Source organism: Pseudoalteromonas sp. 0303, from assembly GCF_013349995.1.
GTDB lineage: Bacteria > Pseudomonadota > Gammaproteobacteria > Enterobacterales > Alteromonadaceae > Pseudoalteromonas.
Map to the genome: position 1 here is coordinate 23,702 of NZ_JABVXF010000036.1, position 19,439 is coordinate 43,140.

At 48.1% G+C, this 19,439-nt stretch carries 19 protein-coding genes and 1 pseudogene; 19 read left to right on the forward strand and 1 reads right to left on the reverse strand.

Annotation, left to right across the window (positions count from 1 at the left end):
• Positions 1-158: 158 nt before the first annotated feature.
• The 9 genes from HUS62_RS18470 to HUS62_RS18510 all read left to right on the forward strand — a co-directional run bounded on the left by HUS62_RS18470 (position 159) and on the right by HUS62_RS18510 (position 11,108).
• On the forward strand, positions 159-851 hold the full coding sequence (locus tag HUS62_RS18470) for a DsbC family protein (RefSeq protein WP_143692910.1): 693 nt from the start codon (positions 159-161) through the stop codon (positions 849-851).
• Complete coding sequence (gene traC, locus HUS62_RS18475; protein ID WP_175080734.1) at positions 851-3,250, forward strand: type IV secretion system protein TraC; 2,400 nt, start codon at positions 851-853, stop codon at positions 3,248-3,250. The genes HUS62_RS18470 and traC overlap by 1 nt, the downstream gene beginning before the upstream one ends.
• Entirely contained in the window at positions 3,243-3,590 is a 348-nt protein-coding gene (locus HUS62_RS18480; protein WP_072155948.1) for a plasmid-related protein, read from the forward strand. Before traC ends, HUS62_RS18480 begins: the two co-directional genes overlap by 8 nt.
• A complete protein-coding gene (locus HUS62_RS18485) occupies positions 3,574-4,086 on the forward strand; it encodes a S26 family signal peptidase (protein WP_025673472.1) in 513 nt (170 codons plus the stop codon). The genes HUS62_RS18480 and HUS62_RS18485 overlap by 17 nt, the downstream gene beginning before the upstream one ends.
• Positions 4,087-4,096: 10 nt before the next feature.
• Entirely contained in the window at positions 4,097-5,221 is a 1,125-nt protein-coding gene (locus tag HUS62_RS18490; protein WP_135926306.1) for a TrbC family F-type conjugative pilus assembly protein, read from the forward strand.
• Positions 5,205-6,233: a TraU family protein gene (locus HUS62_RS18495; protein WP_175080735.1), complete on the forward strand. Its 1,029-nt coding sequence runs from the start codon at positions 5,205-5,207 to the stop codon at positions 6,231-6,233. The genes HUS62_RS18490 and HUS62_RS18495 overlap by 17 nt, the downstream gene beginning before the upstream one ends.
• Before the next feature lie 2 nt (positions 6,234-6,235).
• Positions 6,236-9,928 (forward strand): conjugal transfer protein TraN, encoded by a 3,693-nt coding sequence (gene traN / locus HUS62_RS18500; protein ID WP_175080736.1) that lies wholly within the window; start codon positions 6,236-6,238, stop codon positions 9,926-9,928.
• 447 nt (positions 9,929-10,375) lie between these two features.
• Entirely contained in the window at positions 10,376-10,651 is a 276-nt protein-coding gene (locus tag HUS62_RS18505; protein ID WP_220095068.1) for a helix-turn-helix transcriptional regulator, read from the forward strand.
• 67 nt (positions 10,652-10,718) lie between these two features.
• A complete protein-coding gene (locus tag HUS62_RS18510) occupies positions 10,719-11,108 on the forward strand; it encodes a VOC family protein (protein ID WP_175080738.1) in 390 nt (129 codons plus the stop codon).
• A 199-nt stretch (positions 11,109-11,307) separates the two neighbouring features.
• On the opposite strand, the gene HUS62_RS18515 is transcribed toward HUS62_RS18510, so the two are convergent.
• A complete protein-coding gene (locus tag HUS62_RS18515; protein WP_064663803.1) occupies positions 11,308-11,910 on the reverse strand; it encodes a hypothetical protein in 603 nt (200 codons plus the stop codon).
• A gap of 367 nt (positions 11,911-12,277) precedes the next feature.
• Between HUS62_RS18515 and HUS62_RS18520 the strand changes: the two genes are divergently transcribed.
• The 10 genes and pseudogenes from HUS62_RS18520 to HUS62_RS18565 form a co-directional block, all read left to right on the forward strand.
• Positions 12,278-12,604, forward strand: coding sequence for a hypothetical protein (locus HUS62_RS18520; protein ID WP_064663804.1), 327 nt, complete (start codon positions 12,278-12,280; stop codon positions 12,602-12,604).
• A gap of 15 nt (positions 12,605-12,619) precedes the next feature.
• Positions 12,620-13,039: a single-stranded DNA-binding protein gene (locus HUS62_RS18525; protein WP_064663805.1), complete on the forward strand. Its 420-nt coding sequence runs from the start codon at positions 12,620-12,622 to the stop codon at positions 13,037-13,039.
• A gap of 78 nt (positions 13,040-13,117) precedes the next feature.
• Positions 13,118-13,936: a phage recombination protein Bet gene (gene bet, locus HUS62_RS18530; RefSeq protein WP_000414662.1), complete on the forward strand. Its 819-nt coding sequence runs from the start codon at positions 13,118-13,120 to the stop codon at positions 13,934-13,936.
• 81 nt (positions 13,937-14,017) lie between these two features.
• The gene (locus HUS62_RS18535) at positions 14,018-14,161 is read left to right on the forward strand and encodes a hypothetical protein (RefSeq protein WP_175080739.1); all 144 of its coding nucleotides are present in this window, start codon (positions 14,018-14,020) and stop codon (positions 14,159-14,161) included.
• A 60-nt stretch (positions 14,162-14,221) separates the two neighbouring features.
• Entirely contained in the window at positions 14,222-15,238 is a 1,017-nt protein-coding gene (locus tag HUS62_RS18540) for a YqaJ viral recombinase family protein (RefSeq protein WP_175080740.1), read from the forward strand.
• 209 nt (positions 15,239-15,447) lie between these two features.
• On the forward strand, positions 15,448-16,407 hold the full coding sequence (locus tag HUS62_RS18545) for an AAA family ATPase (RefSeq protein WP_086744530.1): 960 nt from the start codon (positions 15,448-15,450) through the stop codon (positions 16,405-16,407).
• Positions 16,407-17,174: a hypothetical protein gene (locus HUS62_RS18550; protein ID WP_175080741.1), complete on the forward strand. Its 768-nt coding sequence runs from the start codon at positions 16,407-16,409 to the stop codon at positions 17,172-17,174. The genes HUS62_RS18545 and HUS62_RS18550 overlap by 1 nt, the downstream gene beginning before the upstream one ends.
• 98 nt (positions 17,175-17,272) lie before the next feature.
• Positions 17,273-18,226: a DUF3150 domain-containing protein gene (locus HUS62_RS18555; RefSeq protein WP_175080742.1), complete on the forward strand. Its 954-nt coding sequence runs from the start codon at positions 17,273-17,275 to the stop codon at positions 18,224-18,226.
• A 61-nt stretch (positions 18,227-18,287) separates the two neighbouring features.
• Positions 18,288-18,728, forward strand: a complete 441-nt coding sequence (locus HUS62_RS18560; RefSeq protein ID WP_118090121.1) for a hypothetical protein — start codon at positions 18,288-18,290, stop codon at positions 18,726-18,728.
• Positions 18,729-18,797: 69 nt separating this feature from the next.
• Positions 18,798-19,361, forward strand: a pseudogene (locus HUS62_RS18565) (hypothetical protein); the annotation flags it as partial.
• Positions 19,362-19,439: the final 78 nt, after the last annotated feature.

The following is a 19,439-nucleotide window of genomic DNA, read 5'->3' on the forward strand; positions in this document are numbered from 1 at the left end:
CCTGTAAGGCTGCCAGAATGAGAGCTATACCTCTACTAATAGTGCGTAACAACACGTGGCACCCTAGCAAGGCATCCAATTCTTCAATCTATCTAACCGAGTCCACATAGGACAACTGCATAGACTGGAGCCTCGATTTACATTAACGAGGACTCCTCATGCGAAAACTATCTCCAATTATTCTGGCGCTTGCGCTGTCTCCATTGGTTCAAGCCGAACCTGTGTCTGAAGTGTCGCCCGTTGGCAAAATTGACGGCATGGTTTCTTTGCCTGTCACGGGTATGAAAGCTGTCGAAAGCAATGGCCGTATTGTTTTCATGTCAGACAGTGGCCGGTTCGTCATTGATGGCACACTCTATGATGCCTGGTCCAAAAAGCCGCTTACCAGCCTTGATGAAATTCGAGAAGCGGGAAACACGCTGGATTTAAGTCGCCTTGGCTTAAAAATGGATGATTTGAACCCACTGACTTTAGGCGAAGGCAAAAAGAAAGTGGTGGTCTTTGTTGACCCACGATGCCCGCACTGCCATGAGCTTTTGAAACAAGCTTTACCGCTAACCAAAGAATACACCTTCCAAATACTTCCTGTGCCAGTGCTTGGTCCTGATTCAGAGCGTCAGGTTCGCCAGCTTGGCTGTGCGCGTGACAAAAAAGCGGCCACCGATGCATTGCTGAATGGCCGGATTGGTAACCTAGAACAGGATGATGCCTGCAACTTAGAACCAATGCAGCGTACCTTGGTGACGGCTCAAATCCTGGGCATTCAAGGTGTGCCTTTCATCGTCGCCAATGATGGTCGCATCAGCCGAGGCCGTCCTTATGATCTTTCTGCTTGGTTGGAGGGGCGTTAATGAAAGCCTCTCTGTATTCAGGGCAACGCGCTTCAGAGCTCTTGCCTGTATTGGCCTATTCCGACGATGAGCAACTGTTTTTCATGGAAGACCAGAGTGTTGGCTTTGGTTTTCTATGTGACCCATTGCCGGGTGGTGATGAGTCTGTTGCAGACAGGGTTAATGTTCTACTCAACAACGACTGGCCAAAAGACACTTTGCTGCAATTTGGCCTGTACGCATCCCCTGATATTCAAACCGACCTTCAGCGCATGATGGGCTTACGGCATCGTCAATCCGATCCATTGCTTAGGGCGTCGATACGCAAACGTGTGGATTTCCTCGATGGGGGCACGGTTCAACCGATAGAAGAATCGACCCAGACTCAGGTACGCAACTTTCAACTGATCGTCACCTGCAAATTGCCTTTGGAAAGTCCTATACCGACGGAGCGTGAGTTGAGTCGAGCATCCGCGCTTCGAGCTTCTTTCTCTCAGGCGTTGGCAACGGTTGGTTTTCGCGTCACTGAGATGACTGACCGAAATTGGCTCGCGGCATTAAGTGCGCAACTTAACTGGGGAAAAGATGCTTCTTGGCGTAATCCATCTCCAATCCGCAGTGAGGCAGATAAACCACTTCGAGAGCAAGTGTTGGATTATGACCGAGCTATCAAGGTGGATAGCCAAGGTCTAATGTTGGGTGATTACCGAGTTAAAACCTTATCGTTTAAGCGCTTGCCTGAGCGGATCTGGTTTGGTCATGCCGCAAGTTTTGCGGGCGATATGATGACGGGCAGTCGCGGTTTACGCGGCAGCTTTTTGCTGAATGTCACCATTCACTTTCCCTCAGCTGAGGCGATGCGATCTCGTTTAGAGACGAAGCGTCAGTGGGCGGTCAATCAGGCCTATGGCCCGATGCTCAAGTTTGTGCCGGTGCTTGCAGCCAAGAAAAAGGGATTTGATGTTCTTTTTGAAGCTTTGCAAGAAGGTGATCGTCCTATTCGGGCCAATATGACTTTGACGCTGTTTTCACCAACGGAAGAAGCGTCCATCAGCTCTGTTTCAAATGCTCGAACCTATTTCAAAGAACTCGGATTTGAGCTGATGGAAGACAAGTACTTCTGTTTGCCCATTTTCCTGAATGCCTTGCCATTTGGTGCTGATCGCCAGGCGATGAACGACTTGTTTCGATTCAAGACCATGGCGACACGGCATGTGATCCCTCTCTTGCCTTTGTTTGCGGATTGGAAAGGCACTGGCACGCCGGTGATTAACTTTGTTTCCCGTAATGGCCAGATCATGAGTGTATCCCTTTATGACTCGGGCAGTAATTACAACTGTTGCATAGCAGCGCAATCGGGTTCGGGTAAGTCATTCCTGGTGAACGAAATCATCTCCTCCTACTTATCTGAAGGCGGGCAATGCTGGGTGATTGATGTTGGCCGCTCCTATGAAAAACTGTGTGAAGTTTATGACGGAGAGTTCTTACAGTTCGGGCGGGACAGTGGCATTTGCTTAAACCCGTTTGAAATCGTTGAGGACTATGACGAAGAAGCGGATGTACTGGTTGGGTTATTGGCCGCAATGGCCGCACCTACGCAGTCATTAACCGATTTTCAGATGGCCAACCTAAAACGTCAGACCCGTGAACTGTGGGAGAAAAAAGGTCGTGCGATGTTGGTTGATGATGTGGCAGAGGCTTTAAAAAATCATGAAGACCGACGTGTGCAAGACGTGGGTGAGCAGCTCTATCCGTTTACGACACAGGGCGAATATGGCCGCTTCTTTAATGGCCACAACAATATTCGCTTCAAAAACCGTTTCACCGTTTTGGAGTTAGAAGAGCTCAAGGGGCGCAAGCACCTGCAACAAGTGGTGTTGCTTCAGCTTATCTACCAAATCCAACAAGAGATGTACTTAGGTGAGCGGGATCGTCGCAAGATTGTGTTCATTGACGAAGCCTGGGATCTGCTGACTCAAGGTGATGTCGGTAAGTTCATCGAAACGGGTTACCGTCGATTTCGAAAATATGGCGGCAGTGCTGTGACGGTAACGCAGTCGGTCAACGATTTGTATGACAGCCCTACAGGAAAAGCCATCGCTGAAAACTCGGCCAATATGTACCTGCTTGGCCAAAAAGCCGAAACCATCAACGCGCTCAAAAAAGAAGGCCGTTTGCCATTAGGTGAAGGCGGTTATGAGTACCTGAAAACGGTTCATACCGTCACGGGTGTCTATTCCGAAATTTTCTTTATTACCGAGATGGGCACCGGGATTGGCCGCCTCATCGTCGATCCGTTTCACAAGCTGTTGTACTCGTCCCGTGCAGAAGATGTAAACGCGATTAAGCAGTTAACGCGCAAAGGCCTTTCTGTTGCTGATGCCATCTCCCAGTTGTTAAAGGAGCGAGGCTATGAATAAGACCACGCTTTGGCCATTTATGGCCTCTATTACTTTGTCTATTGCTGGTAGCGGTTTAATGACCAGTTGGCTCTTAATGAAAACACTCGAACCCATCCACAGCCAGTTGGCGTTAAGTACGCCCATTGCAGTCGTGGATTTTGGGGAGGCGGTGTTGTCACTGGGTCCTAATGCCAGCGAACAAGACATCGAATCCAGGTTGTTTCAGACCAATCAGCAAATTGAAAAGTTAAAAGCAGCCGGTTTTATCGTGCTGGATGCCCAAGCGGTGGTGGGTGCAGATGATTCTGTATTCGTGCCAGTAGGCTCAAAGGAGGTGTCTCATGCAGATACTCCGTAAAAGAATGCCTTGGCGGCCATACCTCATCCGGTTGACCGTTCTTGCGTTAATCATGGCCTTGGTAGGCACCTACGCCATGATGCGCTACCGAATAGGTATTGATACCCAGCAAGAGCGCTGCCTGCCTGATACCACGGTGTACCTGATTGACCTATGGAATAAAGAGCCCGTTAAGGATGGTTTGTATGCCTTCCACTCAAAAGGACTTGCTCCGTTATATAACGACGGTACTCGTATGCTGAAACGCCTAACAGGGATGCCTGGGGATGAAGTCAATGTGACTCCTGAGCATGTGCTGGTGAATGGTGCTCAAGTCTCTACCGGCATGGCATTAGCCCAGCGTCTTGGTGTGGCTGAAACAGAATTTAGCCGCTCATTGACGCTGCAAGAAAACGAATATTGGTTTTCCGGCGAGGCTGCAACAAGTTTCGACTCCCGCTATTGGAATGCCGTTAAGCGCGAGCAGATTGTCGGTCGCGCTTGGCCGCTTTGGTAGGAGGTAGATGATGCAAAGACTATGTCTCTTATTTTGGTTGGTTGCTCCATTGTCTTGGGTTCAAGTTTCCTGGGCACAAGAGCCTTATCCGTTGTCAGACGAAGACAAAAAGATCGTCGAAATGAGCCGCAGCATTTTACAAAGTGCTGTGGATGGCTCATCTGAATTTATTGAGCCTTTTGCACCGGTTGAACAACCTGTGTCGCTCAAACACAGCGATGAATGGTTGATATTTGCGTCGTCCTCATTGGGTGATTCGTCACTGAAGCAGCTATTTAAAGAGGCCAGTGCTACCGGCGCTATTGTGTTGTTTCGGGGAATTCCTGAAGGAAAGACCTTGGGGGCGGCTATCCGTGATTGGCATACCCTGATGGCGGGACTTGATCCTGTTCCTCAGGTTCGAATCGATCCGAAAGCCTTTGTGCACTGGCGGGTGACTAGCGTGCCTGCCATTTTCCGCATAGACGATGACAAGGTGACTGCAAGTGCACTAGGGGTTTACAGCAAGGACTGGTTGCAGCGACAAATTGAAACTGGCAATAGCGGTTCATTGGGTCAACGCGGTCCGATTCATTCGATTTTAGAACCGGATTTGATGCAAGTGGCGATGCAGCGTTTACAGTCGCTTGACCTCGGCGCGTTAAAGAAAAAAGCCATTGAGCGTTTCTGGTCTCGCCAAACATTTACTGACTTACCCAAAGCCACGCAGTATCGGATAAGAATGGTTGATCCAACCATCGTCATGCAGCGGCCACTATTGGATGCTAATGGCCGAACATTGATCCCAGCAGGAACGCGTATTAACCCGCTCAAAGCCTTGCCATTTACTCAGCAGCTCGTGGTGTTTAATGCGTCGAACTCTGAGGAAGTGGACGCAGTAGCGCATTGGCTTAAGACGCAAGATAGGACACTGCGCCGCATTACGCTTATCACCACGCAGCTCGACCGTGCCCAAGGCTGGAATCGCCTCAATGCGCTCGAAAAGACATTGGATAGTCCGGTTTACCTTCTCAATGCCTCGCTAAAGCAGCGCTTTGATCTGCAAGTCACCCCATCGTTTGTTCAAGCAAAGGGGTTTGCGTTTGAAATAGAAGAAATTCCAGCAAAGGAGCTTGTTCATGAAAAAGCTCAATAATACGTATCGTCGGTTGCGGACTCTCGTTGTCATGCTTGTCCTGGGCGCATCTATTCCTGCTAAAGCCGACCTGACCTGCCCAGACGCGGGTTTATTGTCGGGCAAGTTGCTGACGGATGTTTGCTGGTCATGCATTTTTCCTATCCGGGTTGCAGGGCTTCCTCTTGGCTCTGGCAATGTCCCAAGCGGCGCATCAAACAAGTCATTTTGCTTATGTGAAGACAACTTAGGTGTGCCAAGGCCAGGTATTGTTACCAGCATGTGGGAGCCAGCGCGTTTGATTGAACTGGTCAGAACGCCAGGTTGTTCGCCTTCACTGGGAGGGATTCGCTTACCGTTAGGTGATAGGCGATTGCAAGGTGGTCATGGCGAGGGTGAATACGATACCGGTGATCTTGCTTTCTACCATTACCATTATTACGCCTTTCTGCTTTTGGTCATGCTCGATTTGTTCATGGATGGCAATTGCAATGCCGATGGTTACATGGACTTTGACTTGATGTATTTGTCGGAATTGGACCCAACATGGCTGAACGATGAACTGGCCTTTTTTACTCAGCCTGAAGCGGCTGCCGTTGCCAATCCATTGGCTATTTCGGCTTGTACCGCTGACGCTGCTTCATCAACGTTTGGTAAACCAATCGACCAGTTGTTTTGGTGTGCTGGCAGTTGGGGCCATCTCTATCCCTTATCTGGCCATACCTTAGCCTTTGGCTCATTAGCAGAAAACACCAGCCATTTAGCAGCGCGAGCAATCGCGGCTCAACACAGGCGTGGTCTTGCAAGGCGAACAATGGGGAACAGTGCGCTATGCCGACCTGTTATCGAACCCATGCTGCCGAAATCCCAATACAAGATGAGTATGTTCTTCCCTGTACCGGAAACTGAAAGTGCGCATGTCATCGGTGAAAGCACCATGAAATGGGGAGAGTGGCGAACGATCCCCGGTGCCGGTGAAGATGCGCTCTACATTTTGTGGCGCTGGCAAGACTGCTGTAACTCGGGAGGTTAACTATGAAACCAACACTTTTTACCCGAGTGTTAGCGGGTATTTTATCTATAACTATGGCGTGCTTGCCCTTACATGGTGTGGCCGCTGATGTGCAGCGCCAATCCGGCTTAAGCGGACAACAAGAAGGTAAGCAATTGCTGCAAAACTGGACGATGCCCGCACTCAATGGCAATACATTGTCGGTGCCGAATGGCAGTGGAAATGAGACGATTAACTTGCAAGAGCTTTTCCCTGGTATGGATCAGGGTTCATTGGATGTCTTAACGGGCGTTTATGGTTCTGATGCCAGCATGAATCAATTGGGGACGCAGCGCCAAGAGAGCATGGCATCCGAAAGTGGCGCTACGGGTGAGGCGTTTCGCTCGCTCCAGCAAATCAAAGACAGGTCTCGGCCAGATATGGTCAATGATCCGCTTTGGGCATTAACTGATGCGGTTCAAACTGACCCCAACCTATTAACCCAAAGCTTCCCAGGCTGTGAGTCTCAAGGTGAAGGCAGCCCAAATTACCAGCAATGTGACAGGCTCAATACAGCGGTTAACAGCTGCACTATTACTCACGATTACACGGCAGGCATTATTGAGCATGTTTCAGGACCGATGAACCTTCGCTCTTGTGGTGAGGGTTGTCTTGAGGTTTGGATAGGGCGAATTGGCGACAACTACTGGAGTGGTAGTTGTAAAGTGTTTGAACAGGCCATCACACTCAAAGTCGTGAATCCCGATGCGATTACCTCAGCCGTACTTGAGTACGCCAAATGGGATGACTACATGCAAGTGTGGCTTGGCGATCAGAAAGTCTGGTCTGGGCCGAACAATAACTTTCCACCAGAAACGGCAGGTCGCTGCGAGCTCAGTACCAGTTGGGAGCGCAATCCAAATACCGATCTCACTGCCAAGCTAAAAGCGGTAGAACCAGGTTTAGAAGTGCCGGTAAAAATTCGCGTATCGGTCACTGGTAGTGGTGAGGGGTATGCACGCATCAAGGTACGCTTTGATCCAACCAAGGTGGTGATGAATGATAGTTGGTCGCCGCAATCCTGTATCGAACAAGCAGCGGATATTCCGACAAAGTTTTCAGACTACAGCATTCAATGCACGGATCAGCCGTCTTCAACCAACGGATGTACGGTGGTCAATGGTGTTTCAGTTTGTGGATCCTACTTTGCCCCAAGCCCTGTGGCTGGCATATCGCCTTTGTGTCGGCGTGTACAAGTGAGTGTGGATGACGAAAGCTATAAGGGGATTGAAAATCAGGCCTGCCAGGTGCTTGAAGCGAACCCTTCCTGTGGCTTCATGTCGTCAGAATGTGCCGAGACCAATGATAAAGGTGAATGCATTCGTTTTACCGATACCTATGACTGTGGATTGCAAACCAGCGATCCAAAGTGCGTGGTATCCAATCTTATGCCGAGTAGTTTTGAGGCCTGTGAGCCTACTCAGACGATTACGCCATTTACTGAAACCAAGCATGTACCGGATTACCAGGTGTGCGAAAAGATCAGCACGCTTACTCAGTGTCAGTTAGAGCGACGTGTATCTGCCGAAACACATCAACAAAGCTTGTCCATTGAGCGCGGTTGCTTTAGCTCTGAAACGCTCAGTTTTGTTCCTCAGCACAGTAACACCATGCAAACTGGAAACGCGACGCTGAGTATTTTTGATAATCAAAATACTGAGATAAAAATCACCGAGTCGCCATCCAAGGCAAATGGTTGGAAAACGACACTCTCATTGACGGGCAATAAGGAGACGGTGACTGAGACGAAACCGTCCATTAAGTACCCTGAAATGACCTGTCCAAAAGGAACCTTGGTTGGCTCATTGTGTAAAGTCGTCAATGGTTCGATTATTTCGTGGCATGAACCCCAGGAAGTCACTCGTTCCAGATGCGAATCCGGCTGGAACAAAGTCGATTTCGACACTTGCAGCCGAGAAGTTCAGAAGTGTTTGGCTCCTGCGAAACTGAGCGCTTCCTTGACCTTCTCCGGCAAGTACTTAGAGCAAGACGTTGTTCATCAATCAAGTGATCCGGGCATAGGCCAATGCTTGATGCAAACGGATCAGTTTACTGCGGTGCAGTGGCAGTGTTTGGATACGGGGACAAAACGAATCGAGGGGTTAACGGTTGGTAGTGGCGAGTTGGCAAAGCTTGGAAGTCTTTATCCGGCGGTTGTTTCGTCTCCTGCTCATTTAACCAGTCGTGGTAGCTCTGATGGACTGGGGCTCTCATGCTGGAGGGCAAAAGCGACCTACAATGCCTCGACTGCTCACCCAGAGTTCAACATGGGCAGCTCAGATAGCTGGGTAGATGCCAATGGTAATATACAAACCATCGTCAATAACGGACAAAACACGACCACCAATACGTGTTCCGCGCTGGAGCAAAACCCAGCCTGCCAGTATGTCAGAACCGAATGCACTGAAGGCGGAGCTGGTCATGAAGGCTTCTGCTATATCCAAAGTTTGGTGTATGACTGCGGACAAAGCGTAGAAGTGCAAAACGCTCGAATGGAAACTCAATACAACTGTGAGGGGCCAGTTCGCTGTATGGGCACAGATTGTTTAGAGCCAGAGTCAATCAAGCAGGCTAACTTTGCAGAGGCCGCTGCGATGCTTAATGCAGCGCAGTTTATGACCAATGATATGTCATGCACGGGAGCTGATGGCCAAGATAACGTCGAGTGTACGGTCTTTAAAGGTAATGCTGGCCAGTGCAAAAAAGCCGTTGGCGGCATAGTGGATTGCTGTGAAAAGCCAAGTGGCGTGTCGTTATCGGATTACATCACGATGATAGTTGCGGTCAACAAGCTTGATACGGCAGTCATGGCCATGAATCCGTCGTCGGCAATCTATGGTTCCTGGAATACGCTCAGGGAGCCAATCACGAGCACTTGGAGTGCGGTCAAAGAGCCTTTTGTGTCTGCATGGGACTCTCTCATGGGGGCTGGGCCATCAACGGCTGCTGGCGCGGGAGCGGAGCAAGCTGCGACTGGCTTTATGCAGGTGTTGACCAACAAAACGGCTGAGTGGGTAGGCACGACCTTTGGTTCGGGGGCGCAATCGGCACTGTTTAGTAACGTTGGTGGCGCAGTTGGAGCCGATGGTGTCGTTTCGGGTGGTAACTTTGCGCTGGGTGGCGCTGCGGGCGCGGTTCTGAGTGCGGTTATGACGGCCTACATGATTTACTCAGTCACCATGATCCTCATTCAGCTTATCTGGAAATGTGAGCAGAGTGAGTTTGAGATGAACGCTAAGCGGGTATTGAAGAGTTGTCACTATGTGGGCTCTTACTGCAAGTCTAAGTTCTTAGGTGCCTGTGTTGAGAAACGGCAATCATATTGCTGCTTTACTTCGCCGCTTTCACGGATCATTCAAGAGCAAGTGCGTCCGCAATTGGGCCTTGGCTGGGGCAGTGCGAAATCTCCCAACTGTGAAGGCTTGACTGCGAGTCAGTTAAACCTGGTAGATTGGAGCCAAGTCAATCTCGATGAATGGATAGGTATTTTATCGATAACAGGCAACCTACCCGAAGTACCGTCACTGGATCTGGAAAGACTGACTGGCTCAGGAAGTACGCTAAACGTGGATGGAAACCGTCAAAGTGCCGCAGACAGAGCCATTGAAAGGCTAAACGGAATGGATGCACAGAAACTGCGTCAGGAGGCGACGGAAGAAATTTCGGGAAATAATTGAGCACGTCCTTCTAAAATAGCTGCGCCAATAATGTTCCATATTGGTTACTTTAATGCGTTTTTCCGCTTTAAAGTAACCATTTTTGTACTTTGTGATCACAGATCGAACATATTTCAGCTAACGCGCTTTTGCCCCAAAACGTGTTAATGTAATTACTCTATAGGTCGGCTTTGAGCGAAAAGCAGTCTCTCCAGCTTTTCAGATATTTGTGCTCTTTCGCACGGCAACTGTCAATAGTAAGGGACTGAGAATATTAACTAATTCAAGTCGTGTTTTCTGATAAACTAAGATGAACGTATGGGCAAGGCTTTTAACGAAAATAGTATGTCGAATCCTCACAAATCCTTTTTTGAGACCGAAATAGATAGGTTATATAAAAATGGGCCTTTCAGTTCCAAAATGTACGTACAAGTAAGACAGTCCAAAGCCTTTATGGAAAAATTCTATATGAAAAAAATAGAATTGGATGATATGGCAAAGGCAGCTTTCTTATCTCGATTTCACTATGTTAGAGTATTTCGACGTATGTATGGCTTAACGCCAAGGGCATACTTGAGAGATATTAGGATATCAAAAGCAAAAGAACTTTTAAAAAATGGCGAGACAATTACAACAGTCTGTTTTGAAGTTGGTTACGACAGCCTATCAACATTCTCTTCGGTTTTTAAGAAGTGCGCTGGTTGCACTCCCAAAGAGTATCAACTAAGAAACAAAGCAATCTAGAATAAGTTTTTTTCATGAATTAGGTTAATCTAAATATATTCTATTAATTCAGGTTAAGGTATCAAATATGTTAAAAATTTACGTAACTAGTGTTCCCGTTGACGATCAAGACAAAGCTTTAAATTTCTATACAAAAATTTTGGGTTTCATAAAGAAAAACGAGGTTCCATTAGGGGAGTATAAGTGGCTAACCGTTGTATCTCCTGACGAGCAATCTGGTGTTGAACTTTTATTAGAGCCTATGGCATTTGAACCCGCAAAATTGTACCAACAATCTCTTAGAGAAGCAGGTATACCTTGGACTTCATTTGCAGTTGATGATGTTGAAAGAGAATTCGAGAGGTTAAAAGAATTAGGTGTCGAATTTTCCATCCCTCCAAAAGAAGCTGGAACAGTGAAAATAGCTGTACTAGACGACACTTGTGGAAATTACATTCAGTTAATGCAGCAATTGTAATTGGTTAAAAACAACCATATAAGACACTCTCTTATATGGTTGTAATCTTCAGCACAAATATAACTAGCTAATGTCCGTTATTGGCACAGAGCTGTCATTCGGCTCTGAAGCGTTTTTGTCCAAAACTGTTTTACAAAGTCCACAACTGCAATTTAGAAGAGCCCCTTCGAGAGGGGCTGGTTGATGGGAGCCCAGTTGGCTAGTTGGCGGGGGTATCTGTTTCCTCTTCAGTGATATCGTCATCGGTTGAAGGCACAGCTTGCTCAACTTCTGCTTCTTTACCCTTAGCTTGGGCTGATTTTCGTGCTCGAATTTCGATATCAATTATGCGTCGAGCCAGTTTGATAATGCGCTGTTGCCATGCGTAGTTGCCATCAACACGTTGTTTGTTGCTAAGCACGCTAGATAACCAAAGTGTGTCCATTGAAATCATCAATGCATCGAGTTTGCGAACTAAGCCGACAAACTGGCCAACCTGGGGCGAGCTGATTTTGGCGTTGAAGGTTATCGGGTCGGTGTAGTCAGGTACTTCATCGATGCCATTGGACTCCATCAGTTTGTCCAAACGATCTTGTTCGTTGTCTACCGCCTTAGCGCAATCTTCGATCAACTGGCTAATGATCTGTTCCACTTCATCAATTTCGTTCTCATCGCCAATGATGCGCAGGATGACATCGATTCCGTAAAGCGCACTGACCGTCCGTCTAAAAACACGGTCAACGACACGTTGCGCCTGTAAGCTGTTAATTGTAAATGATTGTTCAAAGATGGGTTTTGAGTAATTGGGTTTTGCTTGGGCCATAAGTTTGCTCCTGATATGACAATAATCAGTTCCTAGCCTAATCCTCTGTGAGGTAATGGCCTTTCAGCTAGGTGGAAGAATTGAGCATCTTTCTGACTATCCTGTCTGGATAAGACGGTTACACTGACTTTCAAATATTGCTGATCTGTTTCAGTGATATCTGCGCCTGAGAGCATGAGCTCAAAGGAAGCCCGCCGCTGAGTTTTCTCAGTGGTACTAAGAGGTAGCTAGCCTCCTTAAACAAATAGCCTGCATGTTTTTACATGCTCAACCATGCGTTCCTTGCGGTTCGCCTTTTCACCACCCAACTGGGGGAGTTTTCCCCAGTTGGGGGTGACTCCTTCAAAACTAAATTAAGGAGTCACCAATGGAATATATCTTCGGATTTATTATCCAAATCGCAGGCATTATGTTGCTTGCAAAACTGAGCTGGTCGCTTTTGCGATTGGTTGCTCGTCAAAGCGTGCGCCCGTTTCGATTTGTCCTTACTCAAATCAAGCGTTTGCTCACACCAACACCAAAACGTCGTCCAATGGCAGTGCCTAAAGCTCCTGGTATGCCCCGTTTGACATCTGCGTTTTACAAAGAGCCACATCAGTACGATATGGCTTTACTCGAAATACCAACCTATCTGCGCCGTCAGCCTTCTTTGCCCAGCCGGGCAGAAACGACTGTGTGCACAGAGTTCAACTAAGACGAGGAGAACATCATGAAAAACCAAGTAACACTCATAGGCTACGTTGGCTCTGAGCCAGAGACGCGAGCCTATCCATCAGGTGATTTAGTGACCAGCATTTCGCTGGCCACTTCTGAGAAATGGCGCGACCGTCAATCCAATGAGCTCAAAGAGCATACGGAATGGCATCGGGTCGTTTTTCGAGATCGTGGTGGATTTAAGTTAGGGCTAAGAGCAAAAGATTTAATCCAAAAAGGAGCGAAGCTTTTTGTTCAAGGGCCTCAGCGCACGCGCTCATGGGAGAAAGATGGCATTAAGCATCGATTGACCGAAGTGGACGCGGACGAGTTTCTGCTTCTTGATAGTGTGAACAAAGCATCTGAGCCATCACCGGCGGATGATGCGGGCTCCCAAGCTAATTGGGCACAAACTTATCCTGAACCAGATTTTTAACCGAGCGAAAACGCTTTAACCCAGCCGGGAGTACTTTCCCGTCGGGGCAGACTCCCACTTTGATTGTCGGAGTCCACAATGGAAAAACCAAAGCTAATCCAACGCTTTGCTGAGCGCTTTAGTGTCGATCCAAACAAACTGTTCGATACCCTAAAAGCAACAGCATTCAAGCAACGTGACGGTAGTGCACCGACCAATGAGCAGATGATGGCGCTCTTGGTAGTTGCAGATCAGTACGGCTTGAACCCTTTCACCAAAGAGATTTTTGCGTTCCCTGATAAACAAGCTGGGATTATTCCAGTGGTAGGTGTCGATGGATGGTCTCGCATCATCAATCAACACGACCAGTTTGATGGCATGGAGTTTAAGACTTCAGAAAACAAAGTCTCACTGGATGGCGCGAAAGAATGCCCGGAATGGATGGAATGCATCATCTACCGGCGCGACCGTTCGCACCCAGTCAAAATCACTGAATACCTGGATGAAGTCTATCGACCGCCTTTTGAAGGTAACGGCAAAAATGGCCCTTACCGTGTAGATGGTCCATGGCAGACGCACACTAAGCGAATGCTAAGACATAAATCCATGATCCAGTGTTCCCGCATTGCGTTTGGCTTTGTGGGAATTTTCGATCAAGACGAAGCGGAGCGAATTATCGAAGGCCAAGCAACACATGTTGTTGAGCCATCTGTGATTCCACCCGAGCAAGTTGATGATCGAACCCGAGGGCTTGTTTACAAGCTTATCGAGCGGGCGGAAGCTTCAAATGCTTGGAATAGTGCATTGGAATATGCCAATGAACATTTTCAAGGTGTTGAACTGACGTTTGCGAAACAAGAAATATTTAATGCACAGCAACAAGCAGCCAAAGCGCTCACACAGCCTTTAGCTTCTTAGCGCCACGCATTCATTCTACTAACCCTGTCGGGATTATTCTCCCGTCAGGGGGAAGGTCTCGTCTTTTTTTGGAGATCTTCCATGACTAAATCAGCCTCACTTTTTCGCTTGGTATTGGTTGTTGCCCTTGTCGTAGGTTCGATTCAAGCCGGTAAATCGGCAATTGATTCGGTTCAAGCAAGTGTTGTTCAGCACCAAACAGCGATAGCACAAGCTGCAAAGTAACCACTTAACCCTGAAGGGGAGTTCTCTCCTTCGGGGGAGTCTCCCCTCAAAGGAGGCAATATGAAGGTTATCGACCTATCACAACGTACTCCTGCATGGCACCAGTGGCGCATTGCAGGGGTTACGGCATCTGAAGCCCCAATTATTATGGGGCGTTCACCCTACAAAACACCTTGGCGATTGTGGGCAGAAAAAACCGGATTCGTATTACCGGAAGACCTGTCGAATAATCCTAATGTGCTTCGCGGTATTCGGTTGGAGCCTCAAGCAAGGCGAGCATTTGAGAATGCGCACAATGACTTTCTTCTGCCGTTATGTGCAGAAGCCGATCATAACGCAATCTTTCGGGCCAGCTTTGATGGCATCAACGATGCGGGTGAACCCGTTGAATTGAAATGTCCTTGCCAGTCAGTTTTTGAGGATGTGCAAGCTCACAGAGAACAAAGTGAGGCGTACCAGTTGTATTGGGTGCAAGTTCAGCATCAAATACTGGTCGCCAATAGCACTCGTGGTTGGTTGGTATTCTATTTTGACGCTCAACTGATTGAGTTTGAAATACAACGAGACGCCGCGTTCTTAACTGAGTTGCAAGAAACAGCGCTTCAGTTTTGGGAGTTAGTACAGACCAAAAAAGAACCGTCAAAATGCCCTGAGCAAGATTGTTTTGTTCCCAAGGGTGAAGCCCAATACCGCTGGACATCGTTGTCTCGCCAGTATTGCTCAGCACATGCCGAAGTGGTTCGACTGGAAAATCACATTAAATCTTTGAAAGAGGAAATGCGAGACGCTCAGTCAAAATTGGTCGCTATGATGGGTAACTACGCTCATGCGGATTATGCTGGGGTCAAACTCAGTCGCTACATGATGGCGGGCACGGTGGACTATAAGCAATTGGCCACCGATAAGTTAGGCGATCTGGATGAACAGGTTTTAGCCGCTTACCGAAAAGCGCCACAAGAGCGGTTGCGCATCAGCACCAATAAGCCAGAGCAGCTCGTTGAAACACCAATCAAAATCAGTCTTGAGCAAGAAAACTTGGTTCTGCCAGGTGACTCGCCGAGCTCATTTTATTTTTAACGTTCACTTGGAGCCGATGTCGGCTCCTTTCTCATGCGCTTACATCGAGTGCATCAGAAAGCAGTTTCACTCGTAGCCAATGCTGGGTACGAATGATAGAGCGAGCTGAACTCTTACATACACAGCCATACCACAATCAACACACCACCCGACGGGGACTTCATTCCCTGTTGGGGCATGGGGCCTCGTCAAAACTGATGAGGTTTACCATGACTGAACAATCCCCATTTTTGGTTCAAGTGAATCAAGCGTTTAATGTCCCGGCTCCTGATGCTTTCGTTCTGGAAGGATTTAGTGCCGACACTACCCATCCAAACATTCCCGTTCGCAAGGACGAGTATGTTTTTAGAAAAGAAGACTTACGTGACGTATTGGCGTTTTTGTCTCACCCAGACGGTGACGGTTTGTATATTACAGGCCCCACTGGATGCGGTAAGACCTCGCTAATTTGCCAAGTTGCTTCTCGATTGAATTGGCCTGTTCAGCAAATTACTGCGCACGGTCGATTGGAGTTGTCCGATCTTATCGGTCACCACACGCTGGTTAATGGCAACATGACCTTTGTGTATGGACCGCTGGCACTGGCTGTCAAGCATGGCCATTTGCTGATCATTAATGAAATGGATCTTGCTGAGCCTGCTGAATTGGCTGGGCTCAATGACATTTTGGAAGGTGCCCCGTTGGTCATCGCACAAAATGGCGGTGAGATCATCATGCCACATGCCAAGTTTCGTTTTATCGCTACCGGCAACAGTGCGGGCAGCGGTGACCAAACGGGCTTGTATCAAGGTGTGCTCCAACAGAATTTGGCTTTTCTTGATCGCTTTAGAATCATCGAAGCGACCTATGCAGAGCCTTCTGTAGAGGAAGCCATTCTGGAGAACGTTGCGCCGGGCTTGCCAGAAGTCTTTCGCCAAAAAATGGTGAAAGTGGCTGGTGACATTCGTCGTCTCTTTATTGGGGGCGCGGATGGCGGTGCTGAGCTTAGTATCACCATGTCCACTCGGACCTTGGTGCGCTGGGCAAAGTTAACACTTGCTTTTAAAGGCGCTCCTAACGCAGTGGAATATGCACTGGTTCGGTCTTTGACGGCTCGTGCTGAGTTGGAGCAACGAGAAGCCATTCACCGTATTGCCGCTGATGTCTTCGGTGACCATTGGGAGGATTGATGATGGATAAGTGCTTTGCTCTTTACCGTTACAGTCATTCTGATGGGACAGCCAAAGAATGGGCCATTTACGTTGGATCAGATACCCAGGAGATTGAAGTTCGGTTTGGAAAAGCCGGTCAATTGTCGCAGCAGCGATTGATTGACTCGACTGATCCTAAGGCTGAAGCAGACCGAAGAATCAATGAGAAAATCAACAAGGGTTATCGATTTGTTGGACACGTCGGCATTGATCATCAAGGGCGGCCATTTGAACTCTCAAATGCGCTTGATAGCGTCGCGTGCGCCAATAACGTCAGTTGGGAGTTTCGTACTCGCAAGGACGTCAATGGCCAAATCTCGCTGGCGCAAAAAGCGTTGTTCGATATGGCAAAGCTGCTTGAAGCCTATGGCTTGGCTGTTATTGATGATAACCAGGTCAGGATTGGAGAATGGTCATTAGGGTTTTGCAAAAGCGGATTACCTAGTACCAATCAAATCAGCATGGTGTCAGGTGAAGGCGCTGGCATTGTTAACACTGATGATGGCCCGTGGCCATTGTTGCTGTTACTGGCCTTTAAGCGTCAATTACCACCATTGTGTTCGCTCACAGTAGCGAGTCCTGAAGGGATAGAAGTATCCGACCAACTGAAGTTGGAAAAAGATGTATTGCGGTTACTAGGCAGTGATTTAGAGCGGGTTCGCCCGATTGCTGAAGCACTGGACTTAATGCCTGCGAAAATCGATCTCAACCAATCGTCGCCTGATTCGCAAAATTACTATTTCTGATAGTGATGTTGCCATTAGCGCGTCAACGACTACCACCCAAATGGGGGCCATTGCTCCTGTTGGGAGTGGTGCGTCCCCATCTCGCATGAGGATGTACTATGAGTATTCAAACCCTCGACAAACTTTTGATTTGTCACATCGACTGTTCCATCTGGAGCGGTAGAAAAAAACTAAGGCCTGAAGATTTCAGACTAGCCAATGGCAGCCAACTTCCACCGAAGGATGTTGCCAGCTTAGGGAGTAAAAAAATTTGCGACCCTGAGGCATTGGCGAACTTTGAAAGGCTTAAGAAAGAAGCGCAGCGCTTGTGTGAGCAAGTCGGTGTGCGGTTCTTAGGTGGCTATGCCGTCCCTGAAGACCGAATTGATCAAATTGTTCCAGAACTTGACCGGATCGGTCAGGAGTTTGCGCAGTGCAAGCAGTTGTTCTTGGACAACTATGATCAGGTGACGTTTGACTGGGTTGCAAAACACCCGGAATTTGCAGATGCAATCCGGCGTGCGCTGTCACCCATCGAAGACGTGGAACAACGGCTTCAGTTCGATTATGCCATCTATCGAATGCAACCGGCTGACCAAGCTGGTGGCTTAGATGACAAGGTCAATGGTATGGGACACACCCTCTTTAGGGAGGTGGCTCGTGATGCCAATGATCTCTTTGAGCGTTCCGTTGCAGGTAAGAATCAAATCAGTCAGCGAGCCCTTAACCCTCTCAAACGGTTAAGAGACAAGTTGGATGGTTTGTCATTCCTGGATCATCGAGTTCAGCCGATGGTCGAAGCGATGGACAATTTATTTGTTCGTCTGCCGAAGACCGGCCCTGTGACAGACAATCTCTATCACGAACTGATGGCGACCATTTTAATTTTGTCTGATCCAGACAAGATGAGAATGCACGGTGAAGGACAATTGGATATCAGACAACTGATGCCCAAACCTGAACCTAAACCCGCACAGCCAGTATCTGCTCAGGCAGATAACTTGTGTGCAATACCACAACCAACCGTCAGACCAAACCTTGGTTCGACTGTACCAAACTCATTTTATTTCTAACGTCCTTGAGGGCATGTTGCCCTGAAGGGCGCATGTCCTCTGAACTATGTAAGAGGAAATTATGCAATCAACCATCCATAACCCCAGCCAACTGAACCAGTTTGAAGCACATTTTCGTGGTGTGACTGATGCGGTTGAAAGTGAATCGATACCAGAAGTGGCGTGTTGTCGAACGTTAGTACAACGGTCGTACTCAACACATAGTGTCGTGATCCCCAAGAACCCTGTTTTGATCGCAGATGCGGACGCACAAGGAGTTTGGGTAACGGCCATGGTATTTGTTCCAAACATGGCATTGCAGCAAACCGCTTATGAGCGGGCCTGGCTGCAATATCAACACGAGGTGTCTACTCAGTTACAAGACCAGTACGGTCTGACATTGGATGACATCCTGAGTTTAGACCAGCTTAAAACGTCATTTGAGCAGCACGAGAGTCCAGCTCAATTGGTGGCTTGGTTAGGTCAAAAATACGACCTGGATAAGCTAAAAGCACAGGTTTAAACACTTACATTCCCAGCGGGGAAACGCTCCCGCTGAGGGAGTATTCCCCCTAATAATTAGGAGACTCCCATGAATCATCCATTAAAAAACGCACTGCCAATCGTTGCCGCCGCTTATGGCGAAAAGTTTGGTGTGAAGGTGCTTATTCAAGGACAAGATGCGTTTACCGATGGTGAGCGGATTGTGATCCCAACAGCAAACCCAGACGACCCACACTATCAACAGATAGCTTGGGGTTATCTGGCTCATGAAGCGGCGCATATTCGGCATACCAATTTTGACATGGTGCAGAAGGCGTCGTCTAAACCGATCCGTAAGGCACTTCTCAATATCATTGAGGACGTTCGCATTGAAAACGAATTGGCAAAGGATTACCCCGGAACCCGGCGCAGTATTTCGCAAGTGATTGAGTACATGGTAGACACTCAGCAAATGTGTGTACCTGAACAGCTTGAGCCTGCATCTAACTTGCAAGCCTGGTTGTTGTGCCGCTTGAGATGCCATTTTCTGGGCCAGAAAGCGCTGACGCCTTTGTATCAAGCAGTTGATGAAAGAGTGAGACAACTCTTTCCTGCCGCAGCGATGAGCCGGTTAAGCGCCATGCTGACAGCAGTGCCTAGCTTAGGGTCTACAGCACGGCAAGATCATTATAAATTGAACTTATAGAATATGTAGTGATCAGATCAAGGCATAATAATCACCTTGGTCACG

Bases quoted from the DNA above. Each gene is read 5' to 3' on its own strand.
- HUS62_RS18550 (WP_175080741.1), top strand. From the start codon at position 16,407: ATGATGGATAAGTGCTTTGCTCTTTACCGTTACAGTCATTCTGATGGG.
- HUS62_RS18560 (WP_118090121.1), top strand. From the start codon at position 18,288: ATGCAATCAACCATCCATAACCCCAGCCAACTGAACCAGTTTGAAGCA.
- HUS62_RS18470 (WP_143692910.1), top strand. From the start codon at position 159: ATGCGAAAACTATCTCCAATTATTCTGGCGCTTGCGCTGTCTCCATTG.
- HUS62_RS18535 (WP_175080739.1), top strand. From the start codon at position 14,018: ATGACTAAATCAGCCTCACTTTTTCGCTTGGTATTGGTTGTTGCCCTT.
- traC (WP_175080734.1), top strand. From the start codon at position 851: ATGAAAGCCTCTCTGTATTCAGGGCAACGCGCTTCAGAGCTCTTGCCT.
- HUS62_RS18490 (WP_135926306.1), top strand. From the start codon at position 4,097: ATGCAAAGACTATGTCTCTTATTTTGGTTGGTTGCTCCATTGTCTTGG.
- HUS62_RS18480 (WP_072155948.1), top strand. From the start codon at position 3,243: ATGAATAAGACCACGCTTTGGCCATTTATGGCCTCTATTACTTTGTCT.
- traN (WP_175080736.1), top strand. From the start codon at position 6,236: ATGAAACCAACACTTTTTACCCGAGTGTTAGCGGGTATTTTATCTATA.
- bet (WP_000414662.1), top strand. From the start codon at position 13,118: ATGGAAAAACCAAAGCTAATCCAACGCTTTGCTGAGCGCTTTAGTGTC.
- HUS62_RS18540 (WP_175080740.1), top strand. From the start codon at position 14,222: ATGAAGGTTATCGACCTATCACAACGTACTCCTGCATGGCACCAGTGG.
- HUS62_RS18520 (WP_064663804.1), top strand. From the start codon at position 12,278: ATGGAATATATCTTCGGATTTATTATCCAAATCGCAGGCATTATGTTG.
- HUS62_RS18515 (WP_064663803.1), bottom strand. From the start codon at position 11,910: ATGGCCCAAGCAAAACCCAATTACTCAAAACCCATCTTTGAACAATCA.
- HUS62_RS18555 (WP_175080742.1), top strand. From the start codon at position 17,273: ATGAGTATTCAAACCCTCGACAAACTTTTGATTTGTCACATCGACTGT.
- HUS62_RS18525 (WP_064663805.1), top strand. From the start codon at position 12,620: ATGAAAAACCAAGTAACACTCATAGGCTACGTTGGCTCTGAGCCAGAG.
- HUS62_RS18495 (WP_175080735.1), top strand. From the start codon at position 5,205: ATGAAAAAGCTCAATAATACGTATCGTCGGTTGCGGACTCTCGTTGTC.
- HUS62_RS18545 (WP_086744530.1), top strand. From the start codon at position 15,448: ATGACTGAACAATCCCCATTTTTGGTTCAAGTGAATCAAGCGTTTAAT.
- HUS62_RS18505 (WP_220095068.1), top strand. From the start codon at position 10,376: ATGAAAAAAATAGAATTGGATGATATGGCAAAGGCAGCTTTCTTATCT.
- HUS62_RS18510 (WP_175080738.1), top strand. From the start codon at position 10,719: ATGTTAAAAATTTACGTAACTAGTGTTCCCGTTGACGATCAAGACAAA.
- HUS62_RS18485 (WP_025673472.1), top strand. From the start codon at position 3,574: ATGCAGATACTCCGTAAAAGAATGCCTTGGCGGCCATACCTCATCCGG.